The sequence below is a fragment of the Streptomyces vilmorinianum genome (genome assembly GCF_005517195.1).
Classification (GTDB): Bacteria; Actinomycetota; Actinomycetes; order Streptomycetales; family Streptomycetaceae; genus Streptomyces; species Streptomyces vilmorinianum.
The window spans coordinates 6,423,152-6,447,547 of sequence record NZ_CP040244.1 but is presented as its reverse complement, the minus strand read 5'-3'; the positions used below and the strand labels follow the sequence as shown (position 1 = coordinate 6,447,547).

The window sequence follows — 24,396 nt, the reverse complement described above, 5'->3', positions numbered from 1 at the left end:
TCCTCACGTCATGCATCTTTGTGGCCGCCCTCGCCGCCGGCCTCGGCCGGGTTGGTGCCGGCCGGGATCGGCACCCGGAACACACCGGTGATCTCGCCTTGTACGTCCCAGGTGCTGAACTCGACGTTCTTGTCCTTACGCGGCGCGTGCAGGATCTTCTTGCCCTTCGGGTCCCAGACGATCCCGACGTGCTCCGAGCCGTTGGGGCCGGGACGGAAGAAGATCAGGTCGCCGGGCTGTGTCTTCCCGAGGTCGACCTTGGACGCGGCGAGCTTGTCCTCCTGCACGTACGTCGTCGCCCCGATGTTGATCTTGCCGCCACTCGCCTGGTAGTACGCCCACTGCGTGAAGCTGGAACAGTCGAACGACACGGGGTTGTCGCCCTGGAGGCGCGGCGCGCCCCACACGTAAGGCAGGCCGATGCCCCGCTGTGCCCAGCCGAGCGCCGCGCGGACCACCGGGTCGTCGGAGTCGGGCAGGACGCCCGTCACTCCGGCGCCGTCGGGGGCGACCGGGGTTCCGCCGCTGCCCTTGGCGCACTCGGCGAACTCGGCGTCCCGCCCGTTGCCATCGCCGCCCGGCACGCTGCCGTAGTCGGGATTGGCGGTGATCTTCCCGTTCAGCCAGTCCTCGGGGTCGACCATGCCGGGCCCGCGGTCCTGGCCCGCGACGAACGGGTTGTCGACGCCGGGGACGCGGACCTCCCAGTGCAGGTGGGGTCCGGAGGTGTTGCCGGTGACGCCGACGGCCCCGATCCGGTCGCCGCGCTTGACCTGGTCGCCGACCTTGACGTCGAACCGGGACTGGTGGGCGTACTGGGTGATGACGCCGTTCGCGTGCTCGATGTGGGTCTCGTTGCCGTACGCGCCGCCGCTCCCGGCCTTTACGATCTTGCCGTCGGCCGGAGCGTAGATGGCCGTGCCGACGGAGGCCTCCAGATCGAGCCCGGTGTGGTAGCCGAGGCTCCACATGCTGCCGGTCTTGCGGTACTTGGTGCCGACCGTGTATGTGCCCTCCTTCATCGGCCACTGCCAGTCCTTGCCGGTCGCGGGCGCGGGCTCCAGCGGTGCGGCGGCCAGGGAGAGCGGCACCATGCCGGACCCTCCCTGGGAGTCCTGGAGCCGGTAGGAGGCTGCCATCGCCGTCGTGGTCGTGGCCCCGTCGCCCTTCAGCGGCGGCGTGGACCAGGAGCGGGCCGGGGAGCTCGGGATGCTCAGTGCCGTGGTCGGGTCCGCGTTGTTGCCGACGGGCTCCGGGATGTCCGACTGCTGTCCGAGCGTGGGGAAGGCGGGGTTCTTCTCGACGGTGGCCTTCAGATGCGCGTACCAGTCCTGGATCAGGTCCTTGTCGCCGGTCAGGTTGCCCCGGTAGCGGGCGGCCTGGGTGAGGACGACGCGCATGTAGATGGTGTTGCTGGGGCGGGAGCCCGAGTACACCATCAGCGCCTTCCAGGCGTTGGTCTCCGCCTTCTGGGCGTGCAGGAAGTTGGCGGCGGCGAAGGCCGCGTCGTCGATGTTGTACAGGTCCTTCTTGCCGTCGCCGTTGCCGTCCGCGCCGTAGTCGGTCCAGGCCGGCGTGCCGAACTGGAGGATGCCCATGTACCCGGCGCTGTTCTTGCCGCCGGGCGCCGCCGACGGGTCCTGCCCGTACTTGGTCTCCTGGTACATCTGTCCGGCGATGAGCGTCCAGTCGAGCCCGTCGTAGCGGGCGGCCGCGCGCATGGCGGCGAGGATCATCTTCGGCGGTATCTCGTGCCGGGCCGTCTCACTCGGCATGTACACCTTGCCGGCCGGCATGATCGGCGAAGTGGCGGCCGCGTCGCCGGTGTTGCCGGCCTCGGTGTTCTCGCCGTAGTCACCGCAGGCCGCGGCCGCGGCACCGCCGCCCATGGCGCCGATCAGGCCGCCGATCAGGACGAGGATGACGAAGCCGAGGCCACCGATCGGCAGCAGTCCGCCGCCGCCGAGGAGCAGCCACAGCTTGAGGTTGCTCTTCTTCCCGCCGCCGGGGCCCTGTCCGCCGCCGCCTCCGCCTCCACGTGCGGACTGGGCGACGTCCTTGGCGGCCTTCGCCGCCTTGGCGACCTTGGCGGCCTTGGCGGCGGCCGCGAGAACGGCAGGAGCCACCATCGGTGCCTACTCTCCCGCCTGGTCGGAGGCGCCCACGTTGCCGAGGCCGAAGAGGGAGACCGAGGACACCTGCCAACTGCCGCCGCCGGCGCGGACCGTCACGAGCCAGGAGTTGGTCTCCGTACCGGTCTCCTTGCCGTCCTCGCTCCGGGTCGCCTTCACCTCGACGAGGCTGGAGACCGTCTTGCCACCGCCGCGTACGAGATCGTCGGCGACCATCGCGTCGCGGAGCACGGTGGCCGTACCGCGCGAGGCGCACCGCGTGGCCACGCAGGTCGCCCACGCCTTGCCCGTGGGCAGAGCCGTGTCCTGCTTCAGCTGCGGGTCGCCGTTGGTCAGCGCGAGCAGTGGCTCGGCCCAGGCGGCGCTCTCGTCGGTGTGGGTGTAGGTGTTGATGCCGACCATGTACTCGGTCATCCGCTGGTGCGCCGCGGCGGCCTCGGCCTGGGTGAGGATGGGCTTGACCGCGCCGGAGGCGTCGCTGCCCGAGGGCTTGCCGTCGGAGGATCCGGATGCCCCGGTGTTCCCGTCCGCGGGCGTGCTCGTGACGGCCGGCTCCCCGGCGTCCGAGGACTCGTCGTCCCCGTCGAAGACGGTCAGCACGACGAGGGCGCCGACCATCAGGAGCCCCAGTATCGCCAGGGCGAGTGCCGCAGTTCGCTTGTTGTCGGCAGGTGACTCCACCGTCCCGGGCCTCCCTCAGTCAGGTTGCCGGGACACGGTAGGGGGAGAGGCGGCCGGTCGATCGGTTGTTTTCCTCGCCGGGGAAAGTGGGGGAAAGGCGCAGGGAAACGGGGAGCGGGCGGGGGGAAGCCGGGGAAAGGCAGGCAGGAACGTCGGCGGACATCATGGGGAATCGATTCTTCCCCGCGTGGTTCTCAGAGCAGCGGGTCCTGGCTTGCGTCGTACGGCTCCAGCGGCAGCGGGTCGAAGGGGTAGGCCGTGTGCCCGTCCTTCGGCGAACAGGCTGCGAACGGCCCCATGTCCGGGTCCATCAGCACCCGCAGATGCGGGTCCGCGTGGTGCAGCCACCACGTGGACATGGCCGCGCCCGGCTCCTGCCGAAGCTGCTCCCACGCCAGCCAGAGCGCCGACAGCCGTGCTCCCGCCTCGGGGTGCGCCCACCAGCGGGGACACCAGGTGGCGGAGGAGCCGTTGATCCTGCGGCGGACCATCGGGGAGAGGTACTCGGTGACGAACGCGAAGACGTCCGCGTAGTAGAACTCGGCCTCCTCCGGTGGCTGGGCCGCCGCCGCGGACTCGGTGAGCAGCGGGAAGGCCTGGATCAGGTGCTCCAGGGCGTCGCCGCGGTTGCGGAGTTCGGCCAGAACGAGGGCGCCGAGTTCGGCCTGGAGGGTCGTGTCGGCGGCCGCGTCGCCGGCGGCGCGGGCGGCGAGCAGCCGGGCCTTCCAGTCGTGGAGCTGCCGGCTGCGATGGTCCTCCTCATTGGACGAGCGGGCGCCGGCCAGGAAGAACGTGAGCTTCATGTGCATGGGGTCCCAGGCCTTGGTGTCCGCGAAGAACACCGCCTTCTCCGCCAGGGCCTGCACGATGCGGTCGAATTCGTTGTCGCTGCTCATGAGGGCTGCTTCTCCTGCTGTTCAGCGTTCGACACCCGGCTGTGCCGGGGTGAGGGCGGGTGCCGGCGGTGCGATCGCCGGGTTGTACACGCCGTGTCCCGTGGGGCCGCGGGGGGCTGCGGTGCGGGAGGCGGGGCGGGTGGTCATGCCGGGGGTGAAGGCGGAGGTCTTCTGCTGCGGGATCGCGTTCTGTTCGGCGCGTGTGGTGAGTTCGTCGTAGGTGTTCGCGGTCGAGAGCCGCCACAGCGCGGCTTCGTGCGCTTCCCGTTGGTTCTCGGGGATGTCGAGGGCGGCGAGTTTCGCGGCGAAGTCCTTCGGCGACTTGTCGGGGTCGTGGTCCTCCATGCGCACCTGCGCCCGGAGGGGCGGGTTCGCGATCAACGCGTCTATCTCCGGGGGGAGATGCTCGTGTCGGGGCATCTCCAGGGGGAAGCTCACAGCGTCCTTGCCGACCTTCTCGTGGGCGAGCACGATCGGCATCTCGTTCGCGCCGAGTATGGACCCCTCGGTGATGTCGGTCGCGAAGATCACCACCGGCCCTTCGGCGGCCAGGGCGTAGCGGTCCGAAACGGTCTTCCACGCGTAGCTGTTCACCTTGGCCACGTCCTGCACGTCCACCTCGTAGTCTTTGGCTAACGCGGCCTGCACGAGCGGATTCGAGAGGTGGTACGAGTCGAGCCGTCCGCCTGCCGGAGTCTCCTCAAGCACCTGGTACCCCCTGGTCTGCCCGCAGGCCTGCGCGAGGAACTGGTGCCTCACTGCCCTCGGCGCCCCCTCCGGCTGCGAGCGGTACGACCAGAACGCGCGAATCATTCCGCGATCCGGGTTGGTGACGCTTCCGTTGTCGGCCAGGTCGCGAACATAGGACAGGAGGTCAGGAACCTGGCGGTCCGGGGGGTTGTTCTCCCTGGCCGCCTGCCAGTCGGCGTAGATGCGAGAGGCCACAGCCATGGCCTCGGCGGGGGTGCCGGGCTTTCCCCGGTCGAATTCCTCCTGAAGCCTCAGGGCGTTCTCGATCTCCGCCTGCGTGGGAGGTGCCGCTGTCATCCGTGAGCCGACAGGAACTCGACGGGAGCCCAGAGTTCGAGATGCAGACGGGATCCGCCGGGTGTGGTCGTGGTCCACGTGGGAAAGGACACCGACTGGCTCAGCATGATGTGGGGACGCCCCTGTGCGTCACCGGCAGGCGCCCAGTGAGCGAACTGATACGGCCGGCGGCTCTCGAGCCGGAACGTCCGGTCGGGCCAGTACGCAGGGTGCGGGGGCTCGGGGAAGTCCGCCGCGTCCCACGGTCCGGCCCAGGTCGGCGCGCCGAGCACGGACTCGACGGCCTTCAAATAGACCGGCCAGTCCTCGGCGGCGCGGGCGAGGACGGCGCCGTTCTCGGACGGGTCACCGGCCTTCACGTGCCACGCATAGTGGCTCACGTTCTGGATGCCCCAGAGGGTGCCCAGTCCGATGGTCAGGTGGGCACCCGTGCGGGTGTGCACGGTCACGCTCTCGCGTTCATGGACCGGGACCTCGTACTCCCAGCCGTATGAGTCGAAGAGCCTCCGGAACTCCGGCCCGCCAAGCTGAGGCAGCCCTCGCCACGCCGGCAGCCAGTCCACCGCCAGCTCGTCCTTCAGCTCGGCGACCAGGTCCTGAGGGGTACGCCTCGTGGTCTCTGTCAGCATCTCGATTCCTTGGTTCGATCCACTCACTCGATACACCGGCTCGACCGTAACCCGGTCAGGCCAGGAAGATTCCGATGAGCAGGAGGACGACCACCACGCCGCCCATGATCAGGCGGGCCTTCGGGTCCTCGCGTTCCCACAGGTCGTGGACCACCGCCCAGCCCGTCAGGCGGGCGGCGCGGCCGTCGTGGATGCTCTGGGCGGACGACGCGTCGGAGGTGCCGTCGCCCGCCTGGCCGTCGGACATGTCCGGGGCGTCCTGGGTGAGGTCGCCCGTGATGCCCTGCTGCTCCTGGGCCACCATCACCAGGCCCTCGAGGAGTTCGGGCATCGTGTTCGGGGTGAGGGGGTACGCGACGGTGCCGAACTCGGTCTGGAAGCAGAGGCGCGACTGCCAGGGGTTGCCGGGTTCGTAGCCGTCGATCCAGGCGTGCTGGGCGTTGTACGTGGGTATGGGCGCGGCGGTCGCGGAGGACACGGCCGGATCGGCCGGTGCTGCGGGTGTCTGATCGCTCAACTCTCGTCCTTGGCAAGGTCGGGGACGGTACGGCGCGCCCGGCGCGCGGGCACAACCCCCGCATTGTGCCGAGCCGTCGGGAACGGGGCCCCGAGGCGTCGGTCACGTGACACGTCCGCTTTCCTCGCTCCTCCTCGGCTTTCCTCGCTCCTTCCTCGGCGAGGAAATGGCGGTGTTCCCGTCCGGTCCGTTTGCCACACTGCCCTCCGCACCTGGCCTCACCAGGGCCCGCCGCGTCCGAATCCGGCCGGCCGGGGATCAGGGGATCACACGCGGGGGGAGACCGAGCCGATGACGGACCACAGCAGTCCCGCCGGTGGTGCCGGCGGAAACCAACCGCCCGCGCAGCCGGGCCAGTTCGGGCCGCCTCACATGGCCGCCGGGCAGCAGCCGCCCGCTCCGCAGCAGCCGCACCAGGCCCAGCAGCCGCACCAGGCTCAACCGCCTCAGCAGGCCCAGCAGAAACCGACCCAGGCTCCGGCGCCGTACGGCTACCCGGCGGCCCACCCGCAGGCCGCTCCGGCCCCCGCGGCGGCCCAGCCGCCGATGGCGTCCGAGGCCGCGCGCGCCCAGGTGGCCGCCGCGTGGACGCGACGCGCCCCGCAGGCCGCCGTACCGCCCGCCGAAGCCGCGGTACCGGCCCTTCCGCCGCGCCAGAGCCCGTCCTCGGACGCCGCGAAGCAGAACAAGAAGGACCGCCGCGAGCAGGCCAGGGCCGAGCGGAAGGCCGCGTACGAGGCGAAGAAGGCGGAACGGGAGAGCCGTAAGCGCGGTGGAACCCCGGCGCCCGCGCCCGTCGCCGCCTCCGCCCCGGTCGCCGCCTCCGCCCCGGGCGGCACGCCCGCGCCCGTCGCAGCCTCCGCCCCGGGCGGCACGCCCGCGCCCGTCGCCACCTCCGTACCGGCGTCCGGCCGTGTCTCCGGGCAGGCGCCCGCAGCCGCCGGGTCCGCCTCACCCTCCTCCACGGGTGCCGGATTCGACATACCCCGCCCCGGTGGCCGACTGCCCGCGACGGGCCGTGGCACGCACGTCGCTCTGCGGGCCACCCTCCTCTTCACCACCTGCGCCTTCGCCCTCGGCTCGTGCGGCGTCGTCGGGATCGCGATCGGGAACTCCTCCACCGCGCCGACCGCCGCCCTCGACGCCAAGGACGTACAGCGGTACCGGCTCACCGAGTACCCGACCCAGGCGGCGGGGACGTTCGCCGAGAAGTACGCGACGCTCTGTCTGACGTACGACCCGAAGACGGCCGAACAGCGCCGCGATGAGCTGGCCCGCTACGCCACGTCCGGGGTCGACCGCGACTGCGGCTGGAACGGCCAGGGCGTGCAGACCGTCACGGCCGCCACCTGGGACGGCAGCGTCGAAGAGCTTCCCGAGTACGGAAAGAACGGCCGGTACCTGGGCGTTCAGGTCACACTGTCGACCGGGCGGGTCACCACCGTCTCCGTCCCCGTGTACGTGGCGAACCCGGCCACCGGGTCGGGGCTGCGGATCGTCGGCGACATCGGCGAGATGCCGCTGCCCGGCCGCGGCACCGCGCCCGAGGTCGACCGGGACGCCGAGATCGTCGACGACGTGCTCTCGGACCAGCTCAAGGCACAGGTGATGCCCGGCTACTTCACGGCCTGGGGCGCCTCCGACTCCACCGCGATGTCCCGCTTCACGACCCCCGACGCCACCGCCGCCGCGACCTCCGGACTCTCGGGCGCGCTGTCCGCGCCCGAGGTCGCGACGGTCGAGGCCCTGGCCCCGGCCGGTACGGAGGACGGCGACACGATCACGTACAAGTACGGGCAGTCCGTGCGGGTGCGGGTGACGGTCGTCTGGGGCGGGGCCGGTGCCGGGGACGCCACCGGTGAGGCCTCCGCGCCGCAGGTGAAGCGTTCGTACCGGCTGACCGTCGTGAACACCGCCCAGGGCTGGTTCATCAAGGACGTGCGGGGCGCGGTCCTCGATCCGGCGGGCGGGAGCGGCGCCGGCGACGAGCCGAGCGCCTCCCCGTCCCCGGGACAGGAGACCCCGGCGGCCGGGACCACCACGCCGCCGGCCACGGGGGCCACCACGCCGCCCGCCACCGGCGCCGCCAAGCCGCCGGCCACGAAGCCCGCGACCAAGCCCACCACGAAGCCGGCCGGCCAGTAGTCGGGACGGGGAACCACCGGTTCCCCGTCCCTCCCCGCCTCTTCGGCCGTTCCCTCCTCACCACCCCCATGAGCGGACCCCAGCACTCCGCAGAACGAAAGGACACCCCATGTACCTGGCAGCGACGACGCTGAAGGACATGTTCACGGAGATCCAGGAGATCCTCCGCAACGCAGGAACGATGGTCGCGGTGATCGCCCTGCTCATCCTCGGCATCCGGATGCTGATGTCCATGAAGCGTGGCGACGGCATGCGCGAGGCCTTCCAGGGCTTCGGCATGATCGCGCTGGCCGCCCTGATCATCGGTGGCGCGACCGGCCTCGCCGGTGTGCTGATCGGCCTCGGCGGTCAGATCGGTGGCGGTGGCGGTAGCTGAGCCACCCGACCGGGACCGTGCCGTCCCGGCCAAGGAGTGGACCAGGCCGTCGACACAGGTCGACAGAGGTCGGCAGAGGTCGGCAGAGGTCGAGAGAGGTCGCGAGAGAGAGGGGAGTGACCCATGGCGCAGGAAGTACCGGGCGAGCCGGAGCCGATGGTCGCGTACGACCACACGGATCTGCTCAACCGGCCCAAGCGCATCTGGAACTGGGGCAACATCCCGCTCCCCGGACTGCTGTTGCCCGCGCTCGGCGCGGCGTTCGGCTTCGGTGTGGTGTGGATGGTGGCGCTGCTCTCCCTCTCCGCCTTCGTGCCCTTCCTGGGCATGTCGATACTGACGTCGGTGCTCTACTTCGGGCCGCCCGTCGGCGTGTACTTCGTCTGGGGCCGGCCGCTCCCCTCCGCGCTCACCCTCAGCCAGCAGCTGGTGGTGTGGGCCGACTACTGGTGGCAGCCCAAGCGGCTCCAGGGTCTGGCCGCCGACCGTGAGCCGGGGGAGCTGCACTGGCAGGTGATCCTCTGGCAGCCGGGTTCGCGGCGTTGGCAGCAGAGTTACGAGCAGGCGCTGAGCGAGGCCGCGCGACACGGTTCGTCGTACGGCGGTACGGCACCCCCGATTCCCGCACCCGCCGCGCACGCCGACCCCGCGGGATCCTCCGCATCGGTCGTACCCCCGGCGCACACCGCCGCACCCTCCCCCTCCAAGACCGCAGGATGACTCCTCCATGTTCATGATGATCCTTCTGGGCGGGGCGGTCGCCTTCTTCGTGATCGCCATGATCATGGCCGCCTCCTCCTCCAAGGCCAAGGCCGCCAACGGCAACCAGGGCGGCGACGGAAAGTCCGGCTCCGGTTCACGCGGCGGCTCCGGCAACCGCGGCCGCTCCCAGGGCGACCGCGGGCAGGCCCGGCGCGAGGAGATGCGGCTGCCGTACCGCTACGCCGACGACATGATCTTCGTCCACGGCGACTCGGTCTGGACCGGCATCGTCCTGCCCACCTCCATCGACGAGTACCTCAACGCCACCGAGCTGCAGGCGATGGCCGAGGCCCCGGCCCGCGCCCTGCTCAACCTCGCGCGGGGCGACCGGAACGTCGAGTGCCACTACCGCAAGGTGTACCGGCCGATCACCGCCGTCGGCTGGGCCGAGGAGCTCAACGCCGTCGCCTGGGACCCGACCGAGAACTACAAGGCGTACAACTTCCGCAAGGCGGAGTACCAGGAGCGCATCGGGGCGATGCGCGAGCGGAACATCCTGCTGGTCAAGCTGGGTTCGCTGAAGCGCGGTTCCGGTGACGGCAGCGGTGTGCTGCCCGGCGGCGACGACCCGGTCGAGGAGCTGGCCCTGTCCCGTGCCCTGACCGGCGCGGCCGACAAGGCGGCGGCGAGCGCGACCGGTGTCCACGGCGAGTACCTGTCGCCGGGTCTGCTGGCCCAGTGGACCCAGGTGGCGCGTGAGGTGCACGAGAGCCTGGAGAGCCTCGGCGGTACGCCGCTGGCCCGCGAGGAGCTGGTCTGGCTGATCCGCAAGCCCCTCCACGGCGACCTGCCGGTGCCGCCCGAGCCGGTGCTCGGTTCGCGGTCGTGGGGTCCGGACCAGTTCGACCTGGTGGTCGACTTCTCCGGTGAGAACCGCAAGACGCACATCGTGCTGCACCAGTACGACGAGGTCACCGGCGAGCAGCACACCAGCTACACGACGACGCTGGTCGCCGCCAACTGGCCGACGGAGACCCGGTTCCGCCAGTCGACCGCCTGGGCGCGGTACGCGGCGCAGAACGTGGAGTTCCCGGTCGAGATCGACATGCGCTTCACCCTCATCCCGTACATGAAGTTCAAGGATCGCGCCGGAAAGATCAGCGGCAACCTCCTGGACGAGATGAACGACATGGCCAACTCCGGCCGTTCGCCCGACACCAAGCTCGCCAACCAGGTCACCCGCGCCCAGCACCTCGTCGACGACATCGAGGAGCACAAGATGCCGGGCATGGAGGCGCAGATCCGTTTCACGGTCTCCGCGTCCGACCCGGCGGAGCTGGAGCGGCGCCGGCGCATCCTGGAGATGCAGTTCAAGCAGGACCTGAAGGTCACGCTGCTGCGCCCGACGCGTCAGCAGTGGCGGCTGCTCCAGTCGCAGCTGCCGGGCAACGCCCCGAAGCTGCCCATCGCGCCGTACCTGCGGCTGCAGGAGGTGGAGCAGCTCGGCGCCGGGCTGCCGACGGCCGGCACGGAGCTGGGCGACAACCCCGAGCAGCGGTCCGGCAAGAAGCTCGGCTGGGTGGGCAACCTGGTCGGGTGGGCGGGCAAGATGCCGGTCCACTACTCGCTGCACGTCGGCCCGGCCCGTAACGACGGCGGTGGTCTCGCCATCGTCGGCGCGTCCGGTGGTGGAAAGTCGTCGCTGGCGCTGCAGAAGTTCTACGAGGAGTCGGAGTCGGGCGTCCGTTGCCTGGTCATCGACCCGAAGACGGACTTCGCGCAGCTCTGTTACTACCTGGGCTTCGGCGCCCAGGTGAACGATCCGGAGTTCGCGGCGGACGCGGAGCGGGGTGTGCTCGGGACGCCGGAGAGCCGGTTCCAGCCGGTGAACCCGGAGTTCTGGGCGGAGACGGAGGTCGTCGACCTTCTCAAGGGCCAGGCGGGCGTGCTCGATCCGTGGGTGATCGCCCGCGACGTGCCGTCGGGCCGGCTGCTCGCCGAATCGATGCTGCGGGGATTCCTGGGCGACGAGGACTACCAGCGGGTGCGGCTGCCCGTCATCGAGGCGATGGCGACGGTCGTCGGCTGGTACAACTCGGCGATCCGGCAGGCGACGGAGCAGGGCCTGAGCGCGCGGGACGCCGAGGACCGGGTGCCGAGGCCGACGCTGTGGCAGGTCGTCGACGAGGTCGTACGGGCCTATGACCACGCGGTGGCGACGAACGACCGCGAGGCCGCGAAGGACCTGAAGCTGGCGCAGATGCTGCTGACCGAGCTGAGGACGCTGCCGTACGCGCGACTGGCGTTCGCGGAGAAGCCGCAGACCCTGTCGGCGATGCGGAAGCGTCGTACGGTCATCACCCTGCGCGGATTCCAGTCACCCGCGGCCTCCGACCCGCGCAACTGGAACCCGGCCGAGCGGCTCGCGGCGACGGCGCTGATGGCGGTCGTCGAGCTGGGCAGCCAGATGCTGGACGTCGGGTACGAGAAGAACCCGGTGACGGGCGAGATCGGACTGCGTCCGAAGGCGCTGTTCGTGGACGAGGCGTACGTCGTCACGGCGACGGAGAGCGGCCGGGACCTGATGCGCCGGGCGCTGAAGCAGGGCCGTTCGTACCTGGCGGTGACGGTACTGATCACCCAGCAGGCCATCGACCTGGTCCAGATCGAGGACTCCGAGGCGCGCAGCGGTGGCGCGAACCAGATCCACACGGTGTTCGCGTTCAAGCAGAAGTCCGCTCAGGAGGCGTCGCTTGTGGCGCCATTGCTCGGCCGCCCCGAGACCGACGCGAAGGTCGTCGCCGCTCTGCAGGAGCTCCGCACGGGTGTCTGCCTCCAGCGCGACGCGGACAAGCGGGTGGGGACGGTGGCGGTGGACCTGGTCTTCAAGGAGATCCTCGCGGCCACGGACACGAACGGCACGACCCGCCCGTCGAGGCAGGGCGTGAACCCCCCGCTGAGCGTCTGGGACTGGACGTTCCTGCAGGAGACGAACGACCTGGACCCGACGCCGAGCCCGGCCCAGGAAGCCACGGCCGCGGTCTGACCTGCCCCGGCCCGCGAGACCCGATCCGACCCAAGGAGAATTCCATGCGCCTGTCCAAGACCCTCGCTGCTGGAGCCGTCGCGCTGACGGCGCTCGTGACGCTGACGGGGTGCGGGGACGACGGCGGGGATGCCGCCGCCGGTCCGCTGAGCGGCCTGCCGCAGGCGAACACCATGGCCGAACTTCAGAAGTTCATCACGGGGACCGGGGCCCAGTGCAGTGAGCTTCGGCCGTCCGACGTCGACGGCATGATTGATGAATCCAAGGACCCCGCCTGGAGCATCAAAGAACGCGAAGTCTGCGATGACGATCTGATTCTGCTGTTGATCGACGACATGGCGAAGTTCCAGGAGGCCACCGCGAAGGCAGAGGCGAATGGCGGTTTCGGCAGGGACTTCCTGATCGGCCAGAACTTCGCCCTCACCGCCGTCGGCGACGAGGCCAGCCAGCTTCTGATGCAGGGCGGCCTCACGCGCATGTCGTGCAACCCGGGGGACCGAGAGAGCCTCCCCACCGGCTTCACGGCCAAGGACGGCCTGGCCAAGGGCTGCTTCACCACGGACTACATGCCCGACTAGCCGACGCCCACCCCACCCACACGGAGAAGCCGACTCCGGGCACCTCAGCCGCGGTCCATTCCTCATCGCTTGCCACAACCCCAAGGGGAGTTCCATGCGCCTGTCCAAGACCCTCGCAGCCGGAGCCGTCGCGCTGAGCGCGCTCGTGACCCTGACGGGCTGCGGCGACGACGGCGGGGAAGCCGCCAGCGGTCCACTGAGCAACCTGCCGAAGGCGAGCACGATGGCCGACGTCCAGAAGGCCGTCGTGGAGCGCGGGGTCTCGTGCGACCAGCTTCGGAAGAGCAGCCAGGAGAACGACTACATGGAGGATGAGGCCAAGGACCCCGCCTGGGGAATCCAGGAGCGTGCCCTCTGCCAGGACGGCGCGGGCAGGTGGGTCACCATGCTGCTCATCGGTGACATGGCGAAGTTCCAGGGGGCGCTGGCCAAGGGCAGCGGTTCCTTTTCGGTCGGCCAGAACTTCGCGATCTCTGCCGTGAGTGACTACGCCGGCCAGAGCCTGGTGCAGAACGGTCTGCTCGTACTGTCCTGCAACCCGGATCGTCGTGAAAAGGTGCCCAGCGGCTTCGAGATCCACGAGGGTCTGGTCAAGGGCTGCTTCACCACGAATTACGACCTGTAGCCGCTCCCCGCCCCGGTACCCCGGATCCTGGAAGGAAACCTAACCCGTGCGCCGTAGGGCCATGTCACGCGGAACTCGTACCGTCCCCCGCTCGCCGGGCAACCTGGTGCGCGGTGCCGGGCGGATCGTCAGAACAGGCCTGTTCCTCGTTTTCGCGCTGGTCGCGCTGACGCTCTCCGTCCCGAACACGGCGCAGGCCATCGAATTCGACATCAGCTGCAAGGTCACCGGGGATGACAGCTACACCCGCGACAGTCCGGGTGCGAACGGCGAGTCCATCATTCCCGCGGTCAATCAGTGGGAAAAGGATAAGAGTAAACGCGCCAAGAACCTCAATGACACGAGTGGCATGATCACCGGCGCCGTTGAGATGCGCAACAGCCCCGACAGGTACACGTTCTACGAGATCAACGGCATGCGGGGCCTGAACTGGTCCATGACCTTCCTCGGGAGAGGCAACGCCTCCGAACCCAACCCGGATGGCGACGAGGCCGACAAGTGTTCGGTCATGGACATGGTCAACAATGGTGTCGCCAACATGGTCTTCAACGGCACTAAGATTCTTTCTCGTGCGGCCATCTCCATCAAGGAACTGGCTTCGAATCCGAGCCCTCTCAGTGGTCTGTATACGGGGCGTGACAACGCTATTGGCGCGCTGCGGGACAACCTCTTCAAGCCTGCCGTGCCCGCCATGATCCTGCTCACCGGTATCTGGGTGTTCACCAAGTGGCGCCAGCAGCAGATGCGCGAGGTCTGGTCAGGTGTCGGATGGGCCTGCCTGACGACCATCGCCGTAGTCGCCCTGCTTGCCGGTAGCGGTGACAACCGCGACAGCAATTATCACAAGGTCATCGAACAGGCCGACGTCGGCATCGCCAACTTCAACTCGCTGCTGGCCGAGGCGGTCCTGTCGGGCATGTCCGGAGAGCTGCAGTCGCCTTGCGACCTCAACCAGGATGAGAAGACCAATCGAGGGCTTCGCGCCTCGAGTTGCACCATGTACGACACCCTCGTCTTCCGACCCTGGGCCCTGGGCCAGTTCGGGGAAAATGGTGCGAACTGCATCTTCAAGAACGATGGCGACGGTAAGGTCGAGAACGGCACGTGCTTCCCGGACAGCACGGGCACCGAGTGCGACTACGGTCGAGGCGTGCGCTGCGAGGATCTCAGGGTCAAGCACGCCGTGTCGCAGTCCACGACCAACATCGACGAGTTCCCCGAGGATAAGCCGGAGATCGACAAGGAAAAGGAGCAATGGGTCCCCATTCGGATAGACATCGCCGGCGGCACGGGAAAGGGCTATCCGAATCGGGCGAATTCTGTCGCGGACCAGCACGTTTACCCAGTTCCCTTCAATGACTGGGCAGGGCAAAACGCCGGCACTCGCGTCGGACTCGCCTTCTATTCCCTGGTCGCCGCTCTCATCGCCGGCGTCATGGTCATCGTGCTCAGTGCCCTCACTCTGCTCTGGCACGCGGTGACGCTCATCCTGATCATCATGCTGCCGCTGGTCGCCACGATCGGCATCCACCCCTCCCAGCAGAAGCTGCTCAAAGGCTGGCTGCAGACGTTCATCCACAGCTTCGTGCTACGGGCCGGCTTCGGGATCATCCTCACCGTGCTGCTCGTGCTCTACCAGATGATCCTGCCTGCCCGGATCTCGCTGGGCATGCAGCTCCTCATGCTCATCCTCGTCACCGTCGCCGTCGTGATGATGCTCAAGAAGCTCATCGGAGGGGCGTACAGCCCGAAGATCGCCGGAGCTGAGGATGCCCTCGGCGTGGGCGACATGCCGGGTGCGGTGGCCGCGAAGGCCGTTCCGATGATGGGGTCGGTCGCTCGGGGCGGGGCTTCGGTGACCGGCAGGGTGGCCGCGGGAACCGGGCGGGTCGCGGGGGGCGCCGCGAAGCGTGTCGGAGGCATGGTCGGTCGGGGGTTGGACAAGAAGGTCTTCGACGAGAAGCTGCAGAAGGGTGGCTGGCTCGCGATCAACAACTCCAAGCGCCAGCAGCGCAAGAGCGCCTACCAGGCACGTACGGTCCAGCAGGACTCGTACGACAGGGCGGCCTCGAACGCAGACAACGGTCCCGCTTCGGGGGAGACCGCTCAGCAGGCCCCCCGTCGTACCGGCCGCGTCAGTCAGCGCAACACCACTCCGCCCCCGGCTGCGACGCCGGCGCCGCAGCAGCAGCCGGCACCGCAGCCCGTGCCGCAGCAGTCCGCGCCGCCGGCCGCGGCGCCCCGCCCCCCGCGCGTCCAGCCGCCCCAGCAGCCGGTGGTGCAGCAGCCCGCGCAGCCGAACCCGCCGCAGCTGCCCCCGCAGCGGCCGCCGGGTGACGGCAACCGCATGCCCCGATAGGAGGACCGTTCATGTCACGAACCGACTCGGTCGTCGGGGCCGTACGGCGCCTCGTCCGGCAGGAGAAGAGCGACGCCTGGGCCGTTCGGCTGCTGCCCAGGCTCGTCCTCGGGCTCGCCGGGGCGTACACGCTCTTCCTCCTCGCCTCCTCCAGCATGAGCTCGTTCATCACGATCTGCGCGCTGCTGGTGCTCGGCCTGCTGGTGTTCCTGCTGCGCAGGCGCGGCCAGTTGCTCCTGGCGCTCGGGTCGACGGTCCTGACCGCCGCGTTCGCGGGGTATCTCGCGGCCGTGGCGGACATCGCCCGGGGCATTCCGGCCGGGTGGGCGAGCGGGCAGGCCGTCTTCGGGCACTGGGCGATCGCCGGGATGGCGTTGCTCGGCGCGTGGATGGTCAAGGACCATCCCGGGCGGCGCGGTCTCACCGTCGTGATCGCCGACGTCGTGCTCCTCGTGGCGGCCGGCGTGGGGACGGTCGCGCCCCCGGCCGCCGTGCCGCTCGGGTTCGCGGGCGTGGTCGCCGTGCTCATGGTCCGGGGTGGGGGCGCCGCCGCGCTCCGGCGTGTCACGCGGCGGGCCGTGAGGCGCGTCACGCGGCGCGCCAAGGGAGCCTGATGTCACATCAGAAAGCTTCTGACCATCTTGCTTACAGTTCGGAACCGCTTTGCTGTCGCCATTTGCACTGCTCTAGAGTCCCCAGGTATCAAATTTTGCCACGGGGGGCACTTTCATGGTCACAACCATGCGCAGGACTCACGCTGCGTCCATATCGGCAACGCCAGGCGCGGCCGCCGCTTCGCTGCCCTGCCACCGCCGGCCGGACGTCTTCCGGCATCCGCTTCTGGAGAACCCGCCCGTCAGCTCCGCCGAACTGCCCATCCAGGGACGGCGCATCCAGGCCCTGGCCCACGCGGCTCGGCAGCTCTGCGCCTCCTGCCCGCTCCGGCGGGAGTGCCTGGAGGACTCCGTCCTCCGCCCGGATCCGGGCGGGTACCTCGCCGGGACCACCGAGCAGGACCGGCGGCTCATCCGCCGCCGGCTCGGCATCGGCACCCCGCAAGGGGACCTGACGACCCCGGTGGACCTCAGGCAGCGGTCCGCCGACTTCGAGGCCGAACTCGATGCCGTACTGGACGCGTTCGCGCCCGGACACACGTCCCGGCACCTGCGCCCGCGCCCGCGTACGCCGGTCCGGCCGGGGCCGCGGTCCACGGTCCCAACCCAGAAGACACATCACGTAGCAGAGGTATCAATGGCGGCGCCGGCAGGTGAACGGATCACCTTCGCTCTCGACGATCCCGTGCTCGCCGTGCAGCAGGCCGTCCTCACTCCGCTGCTGCTCGCCGCGCTGCCCGCGCTCGAAGCATCCGAGCGGCTCGCCGGGATGCTGGCGCACGCGCCGTCCGCCGGTCTCGCGCCGGAGCTGGCCGAGTCGTGCCGGCGGGCGCGCCTCGGCCTGGAGGCCTGGCGGGCCGAGCAGCCCGAGGACGCTTCCCGCATTCCGGCGGACACCGGGCTCGTCGGCTCGGTCAGCGTCGAGCTCGCGACCAGCGACCCGATCACCGCACTGCGTCAGGACCTCTTCGAGCCTCTGCTGCGGCGGGTCGCGGACTCGATCGTCCGGATCGAGGAGGTCATGTCGGTTCTCATGACCGGGCCGGACGGCGGCATCGACGCGGACACGGGCATGGACCCGAACGCGGATCGCACGAAGGGCGGCGCGTCCGGACGCGCGATGCTGGCGGACCTCCGGGCCGCGCTGCGCGAACTCGCCGCGCACATCGAGGCGTACGAGGCGGTCGCTCCGGCCGCCGGCTTCCCGGCCTCTGGAGGCCCTGGCCGCCCCGGCGCCCCGGACACCGGGGGCGCGGTGGTGCGCGCCCTCCACCCCTCGACGAGCCTGCGCCAGGCCGTGGACCGGGCTGTCGCCTCGCTGCCCGGTCCGTTCACCGCCCGCGACGTGCTGATCGCGCTGCCCCCGGAGGTGTTCCAGGAGTCGGCGAAGTCGATCAGCAACATCCTGTCCGCCATGGTCAAGTCCGCACGGCTCCGGCGCGTGTCCCGTGGTACGTACACCCTTGACCCCACGGAATCCCCCGTCGTTCCGTTCGCCCGTGACGACCTCGCCGAACACTCCTGAAAGGACCTGAGTCGTGCAGCCCACGCCCCCGGCGGCCGAAGTCCGCATCTTCTCGCCCAACGCCGGCCTGATCGACGGCGTCCCCGTCACGGCGCCCCCGTACGGTGACATCCAGGAGGTCGTCATCTCGATCCTCCAGCAGCGCGCCCAGCAGTTCGGCGCGCCGGCCCCGGCATCCATCACCGACGACCGGTACGGCGGCGCGATCCGCCTCCTCATCCACGCGGACGGCACCACCGAAGCCCTGGACTGACCAGCCCAGTCAGAAGCCGTTGTCATACCGATCATGAAGAGAGGGCGGCAGTCATGACCGACAAGCCATCGCTGCGTGACTACATCGACCGCTACGCGGCAGGCGAGATCCCCCGCGACGAGGCACTGGCGACCATCGCCGCCTGGGACTTCGAGGTGGTGTGGTACGCCCCCGAGCCGCCGGGCCAGGACAACACGATGGCCGTGATCAACGAGGCCCGGGAGCTCGGCAAGCTGACGATCGAGGACATCCACGAGATCCTTAGGCGCATTGCGCGGGGAGGTATCAGGACCGACGGGAAGCCGTCGCTGCGTGCGTACATCGAGCGTTACGCGGCGGGCGAGATCCCGCGCGACGAGGCACTGGCGACCATCGCCGCCTGGGACTTCGAGGAGGAGTGGTTCGACCCGATGCACACGGCGCCGACGCATCAGGACAACACCCTGGCCGTGGTCAACCAGGGCTGGGCGCTCGGCCAGCTGACGGATGAAGACATCGAAGTGATCCGGTCGGTTCTCAAGCAACGTGGGTTCTGACCTCAGAACTCCGGTCTGTCTCGGGCAGCGATAGGAATGAAGAGCTCTTGACGGGGGAATACGCTCAGTTCTACGAGGAGCTGCAGCAGCGGATGGGCCCTGGTGGGGACCTGGCGATGGCAGGGGAGTACGACACCAAGAATCGCCATATGGAAGCGGGAGCGTGGACTCGCCAACGTAAAGGTCTGCACGTCGCGCTCATCGAGCGGTTCAAGGAGCAGTGCAAGGGGAAGTCCCGAGACGGTCACGCCGTGCTCTTCACGGGTGGAGCGCCCGGGTCGGGTAAGGGCAGGGCACAGCGCGGTCTATCGCAGTGGGAGGCGCAGGATTCGGCGCTCGGTGACGAGCTGCGGCGCGTGCACGGTGTGAGCCTCGACGACTACGTCGTCCTCGATCCGGACGAATTCAAGGTGCTGCTCTTCGAGCAGGGCGGCGCACCGCAGCTTCCCGCCGGGCTCGACCGGCTGTCCGACGGCCGCCCGCTGTCCCCTTCGGAGAAAGCGTCCCTGGTCCACCGGGAGTCGGGCCATGTCCAGGACCTGATCGAGAAGTGGGCCCGTGGCGAGGGCTACAACCTGCTCTACGACCAGTCCCTGCGGGCCCTCGGGTGGACCGCGAACCTGCTCACGGAACTTCAGCGCGAGGGCTACGACCAGCGTGTGGTGCTGTCGGTGGAGGTCCCCGAGGAGCAGTGCCTGGAGCAGAACGCGTCCCGCTGGCTGGCAGGCCGCCGCGAGTTCGATGCTGGGCGTGACTGGTACGGCGGCCGCATGGCGCCCGAGGGCTTCATCCGTGGCCTGTACGCGAACAGCGGCACGGGCCGTGGCTATTCCATCGGCCGGGAGAACGCCGAGATACTTGCCGAGCAGGGCCTGGCCACCGGGCTGATCACGACCGACCGGGGCGACTTCGGCCCGAAGCCGGCACCGGAGGCAGCGACTCCGGCCGCGAACCGGGCCTTCCAGCAGGGCGATGCCACGGTACGGGTGAGCAGAGGCGCCCAGTTCATGCCCGGCGTGGACATCACCGCCACCCGCGCCCCGACCCCACGAGGCGTCCCCACCCCGACGACTCCCCCTCCGCCCGCGCCGGGCCCCCGGCGCGGCCCCGGCTTCGGTCTCTGACCGACTTCGACAGGGCCGGTGCCGGCGCTTCGGCAGCTGCCACCGGCGCCCTGGCCGCGTTCGTACCTACAAGTGGTCGGACATGCCGGGTCATCCTGGCTGTAGAGGTATTCGCAGGAGTTTGTTGGTTACCGCTCGATGTCCGTGGACTTGGGGGCGGCCTCGATCGTCGGGTTGATCACGCCGTGGGTGCTGGCGCTCGCGGTGCGGCGGGCCGGGACGGTGATGGCGCGGGGCATGGTCACACCGGGCATGAACGCGTTGGCCGGTGTGGGCTGCTTGACCTCGGGCTGTTTGACCTCGGGCTGCTTGGGCACGGTTTGAGCGGGCGCCGGCACCTTCGTTTCGGGCTCCGTGAGCGCTGGTTCGTTGAGTTCGGGCTGCTTGGGCTCCGCAGTCGGTGCGGCCAGCTCCTCGTATTTCTCGACTGCCGACAGTTGTGCGACGGCGGCGGCGAGCGCTTCCTTCTGGTGTTCCGGGACGTGGAGGGTGGCGAGCTTGGCGGCGAACTGGGCGGGGGTCGACGAGTTTGGTTGGTAGTCCTCCCTGCGCAGGTCGCAGCGAACCGCCGGGTCCGCCATCAGGTCGTGCATGTCCGCCGGCAGATGCGCCTGCTGAGGGAAGTCGATCGGGAACCCCACGGCTTCCCTGCCGACACCCTCGGGGCCGACGACCCTCGGCATCTCCGTCCCGCCCAGGATGGATCCGGCACCGATCTCGGCCGCGAAGACCGCGACTGGTCCGGTGGCCGCTTTGGCGTACTCCGCCGAGGCGGCGTCCCATATCTTCGCGGGGGCCTCGTTGACGTAGTCCTCGTCCAGAGCGAACCGGTCAGCGAGTGTCGCTTTCACGTCCTCATCCCACAGCTCGTACGATTCGAGCCTGCGGCCGACCGGTGTGTCCTCCAGGACCTGGTACCCACGGCTCTCGCCGCATGCCTGGGCCAGGAACCGGTGCCCCACCTCACGTGGCGCTCCCTCCGGTTGGGACTTCCAGGACCAGAGGGCGCGGACTTCCCCGCGGTTCTCAGCGGTGGCCGACTCGGTCTTCGCGACACTGGCGCTGAATGCCAGCACGTCAGGGAACTTCGCCGGACCTCCCGCCGCCTGCCAGTCCCTGTACAGGAGGTCGACGGCCTGCCTGACCTTGGCTGGAGGGAGAGGGTCGCGGCCTGCCTTGTACTCCTCCTCAAGGACCATGGCACGCTCGATCTCGGCTTGTGTCGGCGGAGCGAATTCCGTCACAGGCCGCTCTCCAGGAACTCAGCGGGCGGAACCACCCGAAGTGAGATGGCCGAGCCGCCCGGCATGTCGGTGGTCCAGGTGGGGAACGCAATCGTCTGGGACAGCATGATGAACGGCTGTCCTGGAACGCCACTTTCAGGCGCCCAGTAAGCGAATCGATAGGGCTCGCGGTTGAGCACCCGCTCCTCGCGGTCGTTCCAGCACCGGGGGTGAGGGGGCTCGGGGAAGTCGGCGGCATCCCAGGGGCCGGTCCACGTGGGCGCACCGAAAACGCCCTCGGCGGCCTTGAGATACGCCGGCCACGTCTCGGCCGCAGTGTCGAAAACCGCACCGTTCTCCGTGGCGGCGCCAGCTCGCAGCTGCCAGGTGTAGTGCCTCAAGGTCACCAGCGGGCTCCACATTCCGCCCATCCGGTCGTAGAACGTCCAGCGTCCCCCACCCGGCGTCCGCACGCGCAACTGCCGGTCGAACGTCAGCGGCTCCCAGCCGTACCGCCCGCACCATTCGTTGAACTCGTCCGACCCGCCCTGTGGCGGTCCCGACCACACCGACGGCCAGTCGTCGACGGCCCGCATGTTCGCCAGTTCGGCGGCAAGGTCCTGTGGCGTCCGACCGGTGGTCTCCGTCAGCATCTTCATCTCCCTCGTACGTGGTGTGTTCGACCGTACCTCGCCAGAAAATGAAGATCACCAGCACGAAGGGGAAAGCGCGATCGCGCCCATGATGCTGCGGAACCTCGGACCCCCTCCACTCCTACAGGTCGTGGACCACAGCCCCGCCCGCGCGGCACGGCCGCTGTGCACACCGAGCCCCACCGCGCTCACTCCGCCCGCGACTGGGACCCGTCTGCGCTGAGCGCCGGGGTGTGTCAGTCAGCGGACTCGTCGCCCTCGGGATCGCCGACGGGCTGCAGTACGTCGACGACGCACGAGCCCTTTGGCGGCGTCGCCACCGCAGTGAAGGCGTGTACCGTTCCTGGCCGCCCCGCGTCCACGTTCATGGGAGTGCTGCGAGAGCGCGGAAGGTGAGCCCGGTCCGACCCGTATGAGGGTCCCGAAGAGGGAGATCCGTTGCCCCTCTCACCGTAGGTCGAAGTGGTCAGCCTCTCGACACCCCCGCGGACGTCCTCACCGATGTCGCTCGGGCTATGAGTGGGCGTCGTACGTCTCCAGAGGAAGCGGGTCGAAGGGGTAGGCCGTGTGTCCGCCGACCTTGGGGGAGCAGGCCGCGAACGGACCCAGGTCCGTGTCCATGAGCACCCGCAGGTGCGGATCGGCGTGGTGCAGCCACCACGTCGACATGCCCAGGGCCGGATCGTGGCGCAGATGCTCCCAGGCCAGCCACAGGGCGGAGAGCCGCGCCCCGGCCTCGGGGTGCTCCCACCATCGGGGGCACCAGGTGGCGGAGGATCCGTTCACTCGGCGGCAGATCGTCGGGGAGAGGTATTCGGAGACGAAGGCGAAGACGTCCGCGAAGTAGAACTCCACTTCCTCGCCGGTCTCCGGCCCGTCTTGGGGGATCGTGCTCACGTACTGCCCTTTCGTGGGGAGGCTGTCGGTTACCGCTCGATGTCCGTGGACTTGGGGGCGGCCTCGATCGTCGGGTTGATCACGCCGTGGGTGCTGGCGCTCGCGGTGCGGCGGGCCGGGACGGTGATGGCGCGGGGCATGGTCACACCGGGCATGAACGCGTTGGCCGGTGTGGGCTGTTTGACCTCGGGCTGCTTGACCTCGGGCTGCTTGGGCACGGTTTGAGCGGGCGCCGGCACCTTCGCCTCGGGCTCCGTGAGTGTCGGCTCCATGAGCTCGGGCTGTTTCAGCTCGGGTTGCGTGAGCGCCGGTTCCTTGAGCTCGGGCTGCTCGGTCTCCGCCGACGGTGCGGTCAGCTCCTCGTAGCTCTTGGCTGTCGACAGTCTCGCGACCACGGCTTCGAGGGCCGCCTTCTGCCGCTCGGGGACGTCGATGGCGGCGAGCTTCTCGGCGAACTCTTTCGGCGACGACTTCTTTGGGTCGTAGTCCTCCATCCGCATCTGGCACCGCACGGCCTCGTCCGACATCAACCCATCGACTTCCGCAGGAAGATGCTCATGACGGGGAAAGGGGAGTGCGAACCTCACTCCTTCCTTGCCGACGTTCTTGTGCTTGAGAAGCTCCGGCATCTCGGTTGCACCGAGGACGGAGCCCTGGCCGATATCGGCGGCGAAGGCAACGACCGGCCCCGTGGCCTCTTTGGCATAGTGCAGCGAGGCCGTCTTCCAGACCTCCGGAGCGAATTCCTTCATCTCCGCAATGTCCACGCCGAGGTCTCGGGCCAGCGCCTTCTGCACTTCGGGCTGCCACAAGTGGTAGGAGTCAAGCTGTCGGCCTGCTTCTGTGTCCTCCAGCACCTGGTACTGCCGGGACTCACCACATGCCTGCGCGACGAACCTGTGCCCCACTTCCTGCGTCGCGCCTTCCGGCTGGGACCGAAAGGACCAGAACGCGCGGACGTCACCCCGGCCCTCGATGGTGACCGGTCGAGTGGCGGCGACCTCCCTGATGAACGACAGCAGAGGTGGCCTGGTCTGCTCGTCCGGGTATGCCGCTTCCCAGTCCCCCCATATTCGGGCCGTCACTTCCTCCACCTGGTCCGGTGTGCGCGGCTTCGCTGCCTCGTACGCTTCCTCAAGCGCCACGGCACGCGCGAGCTCGGCCGGAGTGGGCGGCGCCACACCCGTCATCGGCGAGCTTCCCGGAACTCGCCGGGCGCGTACACATCAAGAGCGATCGCCGACCCGCCCGCCATGGTGGAGGTCCAGGTCGGGAACGTCACCGACTGGCTCAGCACGATGTACGGCTGCCCGGGAACGTCTCCGCCCGGAGCCCAATACGCGAACTCGTACGGGCGGCGGCTCCGCATACGCGCTTCGCGTCCCTGCCAGTACGACGGATGGGGCGGCTCCGGAAAGTCGGCGGCGTCCCAGGAACCGCTCCACGTGGGCGCGCCCAGGACGCTCGCAGCCGCCTCCAGATGCGTCGGCCAGATCTCGGCGGCGGTCGCGAGGACCGCACTGTTCTCGGCCGGGGAGTCAGCCCTCACCTGCCACGCGTAGTGCGTCAGGCTCTCCACAGGGCTCCACTCGCCGCCCAAGCGGTCGTAGAACGTCCAGTGACCGCCGCTAGGTGTCAGCACTTCCAACTGCCGGTCGAACGTCTGCGGCTCCCAGCCGTACCGCCCGCACCACTCGTCGAACTCCCCGGACCCGCCCTGCGGCGGTCCCGACCACACCGACGGCCAGTCGTCGACGGCCCGCATGTTCGCCAGTTCGGCGGCAAGGTCCTGCGGCGTCCGACCGGTGGTCTCCGTCAGCATCTTCATCTCCCTCGTA

General features: G+C 69.4%; 23 protein-coding genes. 12 read left to right on the top strand and 11 right to left on the bottom strand.

The features are described 5' to 3' along the window. Positions 1–8: 8 nt before the first annotated feature. The 6 genes from FDM97_RS29765 to FDM97_RS29740 all read right to left on the bottom strand — a co-directional run bounded on the left by FDM97_RS29765 (position 9) and on the right by FDM97_RS29740 (position 5,902). Complete coding sequence (locus tag FDM97_RS29765; RefSeq protein ID WP_137993580.1) at positions 9–2,129, bottom strand: peptidoglycan DD-metalloendopeptidase family protein; 2,121 nt, start codon at positions 2,127–2,129, stop codon at positions 9–11. Between the two features lie 6 nt (positions 2,130–2,135). Continuing rightward, the gene (locus FDM97_RS29760) at positions 2,136–2,813 is read right to left on the bottom strand and encodes a hypothetical protein (protein WP_137993579.1); all 678 of its coding nucleotides are present in this window, start codon (positions 2,811–2,813) and stop codon (positions 2,136–2,138) included. A gap of 194 nt (positions 2,814–3,007) precedes the next feature. Beyond that, the gene (locus FDM97_RS36655; RefSeq protein ID WP_254705801.1) at positions 3,008–3,709 is read right to left on the bottom strand and encodes a DUF4913 domain-containing protein; all 702 of its coding nucleotides are present in this window, start codon (positions 3,707–3,709) and stop codon (positions 3,008–3,010) included. 21 nt (positions 3,710–3,730) lie between these two features. Next, on the bottom strand, positions 3,731–4,756 hold the full coding sequence (locus FDM97_RS29750) for a hypothetical protein (RefSeq protein ID WP_137993578.1): 1,026 nt from the start codon (positions 4,754–4,756) through the stop codon (positions 3,731–3,733). Further along, the gene (locus FDM97_RS29745; protein ID WP_137993577.1) at positions 4,753–5,385 is read right to left on the bottom strand and encodes a hypothetical protein; all 633 of its coding nucleotides are present in this window, start codon (positions 5,383–5,385) and stop codon (positions 4,753–4,755) included. The genes FDM97_RS29750 and FDM97_RS29745 overlap by 4 nt, the downstream gene beginning before the upstream one ends. 55 nt (positions 5,386–5,440) lie before the next feature. Next, on the bottom strand, positions 5,441–5,902 hold the full coding sequence (locus tag FDM97_RS29740) for a hypothetical protein (protein WP_137993576.1): 462 nt from the start codon (positions 5,900–5,902) through the stop codon (positions 5,441–5,443). Positions 5,903–6,193: 291 nt separating this feature from the next. Between FDM97_RS29740 and FDM97_RS29735 the strand changes: the two genes are divergently transcribed. The 12 genes from FDM97_RS29735 to FDM97_RS29680 all read left to right on the top strand — a co-directional run bounded on the left by FDM97_RS29735 (position 6,194) and on the right by FDM97_RS29680 (position 19,785). Then, the gene (locus FDM97_RS29735; RefSeq protein WP_254705800.1) at positions 6,194–8,047 is read left to right on the top strand and encodes a conjugal transfer protein; all 1,854 of its coding nucleotides are present in this window, start codon (positions 6,194–6,196) and stop codon (positions 8,045–8,047) included. Between the two features lie 109 nt (positions 8,048–8,156). Beyond that, on the top strand, positions 8,157–8,423 hold the full coding sequence (locus FDM97_RS29730; RefSeq protein WP_137993575.1) for a hypothetical protein: 267 nt from the start codon (positions 8,157–8,159) through the stop codon (positions 8,421–8,423). A 123-nt stretch (positions 8,424–8,546) separates the two neighbouring features. Continuing rightward, entirely contained in the window at positions 8,547–9,143 is a 597-nt protein-coding gene (locus FDM97_RS29725; RefSeq protein WP_254705799.1) for a hypothetical protein, read from the top strand. Positions 9,144–9,150: 7 nt separating this feature from the next. Then, on the top strand, positions 9,151–12,171 hold the full coding sequence (locus FDM97_RS29720) for an ATP-binding protein (RefSeq protein ID WP_137993574.1): 3,021 nt from the start codon (positions 9,151–9,153) through the stop codon (positions 12,169–12,171). A gap of 44 nt (positions 12,172–12,215) precedes the next feature. Beyond that, positions 12,216–12,749 carry a hypothetical protein gene (locus tag FDM97_RS29715; protein ID WP_137993573.1) on the top strand — a complete coding sequence of 178 codons (534 nt, stop codon included), beginning with the start codon at positions 12,216–12,218 and terminating at the stop codon, positions 12,747–12,749. A 94-nt stretch (positions 12,750–12,843) separates the two neighbouring features. Continuing rightward, entirely contained in the window at positions 12,844–13,374 is a 531-nt protein-coding gene (locus tag FDM97_RS29710; RefSeq protein WP_137993572.1) for a hypothetical protein, read from the top strand. Between the two features lie 61 nt (positions 13,375–13,435). Beyond that, a complete protein-coding gene (locus FDM97_RS29705; RefSeq protein ID WP_137993571.1) occupies positions 13,436–15,733 on the top strand; it encodes a PRA1 family protein in 2,298 nt (765 codons plus the stop codon). An 11-nt stretch (positions 15,734–15,744) separates the two neighbouring features. Then, positions 15,745–16,347, top strand: a complete 603-nt coding sequence (locus FDM97_RS29700) for a hypothetical protein (RefSeq protein ID WP_137993570.1) — start codon at positions 15,745–15,747, stop codon at positions 16,345–16,347. Between the two features lie 127 nt (positions 16,348–16,474). Next, complete coding sequence (locus tag FDM97_RS29695; RefSeq protein ID WP_175439276.1) at positions 16,475–17,872, top strand: WhiB family transcriptional regulator; 1,398 nt, start codon at positions 16,475–16,477, stop codon at positions 17,870–17,872. A gap of 13 nt (positions 17,873–17,885) precedes the next feature. After that, complete coding sequence (locus tag FDM97_RS29690; RefSeq protein ID WP_137993568.1) at positions 17,886–18,125, top strand: hypothetical protein; 240 nt, start codon at positions 17,886–17,888, stop codon at positions 18,123–18,125. Between the two features lie 53 nt (positions 18,126–18,178). Next, complete coding sequence (locus tag FDM97_RS29685) at positions 18,179–18,661, top strand: hypothetical protein (RefSeq protein ID WP_137993567.1); 483 nt, start codon at positions 18,179–18,181, stop codon at positions 18,659–18,661. A 47-nt stretch (positions 18,662–18,708) separates the two neighbouring features. Further along, entirely contained in the window at positions 18,709–19,785 is a 1,077-nt protein-coding gene (locus FDM97_RS29680; protein WP_137993566.1) for a zeta toxin family protein, read from the top strand. Between the two features lie 128 nt (positions 19,786–19,913). Here the strand turns inward: FDM97_RS29680 and FDM97_RS29675 are convergent, their stop codons facing one another. The 5 genes from FDM97_RS29675 to FDM97_RS29655 all read right to left on the bottom strand — a co-directional run bounded on the left by FDM97_RS29675 (position 19,914) and on the right by FDM97_RS29655 (position 24,380). Beyond that, positions 19,914–20,747: a hypothetical protein gene (locus FDM97_RS29675; RefSeq protein ID WP_137993565.1), complete on the bottom strand. Its 834-nt coding sequence runs from the start codon at positions 20,745–20,747 to the stop codon at positions 19,914–19,916. Positions 20,748–21,025: 278 nt separating this feature from the next. Next, complete coding sequence (locus tag FDM97_RS29670; protein ID WP_137993564.1) at positions 21,026–21,661, bottom strand: hypothetical protein; 636 nt, start codon at positions 21,659–21,661, stop codon at positions 21,026–21,028. A gap of 513 nt (positions 21,662–22,174) precedes the next feature. Continuing rightward, positions 22,175–22,558 carry a DUF4913 domain-containing protein gene (locus FDM97_RS29665; RefSeq protein WP_254705798.1) on the bottom strand — a complete coding sequence of 128 codons (384 nt, stop codon included), beginning with the start codon at positions 22,556–22,558 and terminating at the stop codon, positions 22,175–22,177. 29 nt (positions 22,559–22,587) lie between these two features. Continuing rightward, a complete protein-coding gene (locus tag FDM97_RS29660; protein WP_137993563.1) occupies positions 22,588–23,748 on the bottom strand; it encodes a hypothetical protein in 1,161 nt (386 codons plus the stop codon). Beyond that, positions 23,745–24,380 (bottom strand): hypothetical protein, encoded by a 636-nt coding sequence (locus tag FDM97_RS29655; RefSeq protein ID WP_137993562.1) that lies wholly within the window; start codon positions 24,378–24,380, stop codon positions 23,745–23,747. Before FDM97_RS29655 ends, FDM97_RS29660 begins: the two co-directional genes overlap by 4 nt. Between the last annotated feature and the right edge of the window lie 16 nt (positions 24,381–24,396).